Consider the following 1,907-nt stretch of genomic DNA (forward strand, 5'->3'; position numbering starts at 1 on the left):
TGACTAATGACTAATGACTAATGACTAATGACTAATGACTAATGACTAATGACTACCGCCCTAAACAGGCAACAGCCCTCCCTCACCAAACTTTCCCAAGTCATCTGCAACCGTCAAAGCAATAGGTTTGCAGCGCTGAATGGAAACACTAAGACCTTCTGCACCTTCATTTTCTATGTCTTCTACATATCCTGCTTTCGCACCTTCCGCATCTTGAGAACTCAAGAACGGGCCAAAATAGTAAATGCACCGCGGCGCTGAAGTTTTAACTTCAACCCACCAAGCCAGTCCGAAAAAATTGAGCAAGCTAATCAAGAGTTCTTTCATCTGCTTTTCTAATGTATTTAACGGTGTTTTCAGGGTGCTGCGGGCAACGCGCTTTATATATTTATGCGGCTGCAATACTAAGAATTTATCAATCTATTTAAAGCTAATATCTAAATAGATTTTGGTCTAATTCTTGTTAGAAAGTAAGGGGAAGACCCCTTAAACTTTCGCCTGTCTGTAACTAACGAAAACCGAGCGGCTATCCTTAATTTTTCAGACTGTGCAACCGAGCATTTTTGGGCGACATTTACCTATTTTTGCATCGCTGTAGCTGCTGACAAACCGGAAATAACCAAATTGGTTTCTCATTATAGTTATCTGTTATTTATGCAGTTTTAACTTTAATTTGAGTACAGACATGGTATTTTCCGAAATGACATTTTACCCGGCATTATGGTAGCAAGGTGTAGGTAGCTAAAGACAGCGATCGCAACGCTTTAGCTACTTACATAAATTACTCTGTTGTGCTGTTTTTTTCAACCAATTTTACGAGCCGTGTACGTGAATTTTTTTGGGCCCGCGCTGGCGGTAAATTTCGTATAAAGCCATCCCCGTTGCTACCGAGACATTTAAGCTAGGAGTCTTGCCCCTCAAAGGAATTGAAACTAATCCGTCACATCCGCGCTGTATCAAAAGGCTCAAACCGTCAGCTTCACCGCCGACAACTAAAACAGTGGGCCCGGAGAATTTGATACTCTCTACCGAATCACCCACGCCGGCGGCAGCACCGTAAATCCAGAAGCCAGCTTCTTTCAATTGTTCCAGTGCCCGGTTAAGATTGACCACCCTCGCTACTGGCAGGTTTTCTAATGCTCCTGCTGCCACTTTTCTGACTGCCGAGGTAATCCCAACTGCCCGCCGCTGGGGAATCACCATCCCCTGAGCTCCCAAGGCTTCTGCGGTGCGAATAATCGCCCCTAAATTGTGGGGGTCGTTGAGTCCTTCTGCTACCACAATTACCGGATCTGCACAATCCGCCTTAGCCTGTGCGATCAGTTCGCTCAAATCCAGGTATTCGTAGGCTGATACTTGGGCTGCTACGCCTTGGTGGTTTGCCTTGCGGGTGATGTAGTCGAGGCGTAAATCGTCAACTTCGTCGATGATGCTGCCGTTAGCCTTGGCTTCGGTTAACAAGCTGTGAAAGCGGGGATCGTAGCGCAGGTGCGGGACAACCCAGATGCGATTCAGGACTTGGTTTGTTTCTAAAGCCGCTTGGACTGCATGGCGGCCGTAAATCATGTCGTCTGTGTCGGCGTCTGGTTGCACGACGGTATTTGAGGCAGTGTCAACAGGGCGAGTATCTCTGTCTTTGTCTCTGTCTCGGAAATGATTTCCGCGGAATTCTGGCGGGCTGCTGTCTCTGTCTCTGTTTTTGTCTCTGTCTTTATAAAAATTGCCGCGGGATTCCTGCGGGCTGCTGTCTCTGTCTTTATAAAAATTGCCGCGGGCTGGCTGCGGGCTGCTGCTTCTGTCTCGGAAATTGTTGCGGGCTGGCTGCGGGCTGCTGTATCCGTCTCTGTCTCTGTCTCTGTCTCTGTCTCGGAAGTTGTTGCGGGCTGGCTGCGGGCTGCTGCTGTCTC

2 protein-coding genes are annotated in these 1,907 nt (G+C 47.7%); both read right to left on the reverse strand.

Annotated features, from left to right (window positions below):
- Positions 1 to 60 precede the first annotated feature (60 nt).
- On the reverse strand, positions 61 to 327 hold the full coding sequence (locus tag QT974_RS07680) for a DUF1816 domain-containing protein (RefSeq protein ID WP_333467924.1): 267 nt from the start codon (positions 325 to 327) through the stop codon (positions 61 to 63).
- Between the two features lie 486 nt (positions 328 to 813).
- Positions 814 to 1,907: 23S rRNA (guanosine(2251)-2'-O)-methyltransferase RlmB (gene rlmB, locus QT974_RS07685; RefSeq protein WP_333467925.1), on the reverse strand; the 1,094-nt coding region annotated here is incomplete at its 5' end.

The sequence above is a fragment of the Microcoleus sp. BM001215392 genome, from assembly GCF_036700185.1.
Classification (GTDB): Bacteria; Cyanobacteriota; Cyanobacteriia; order Cyanobacteriales; family Microcoleaceae; genus Microcoleus.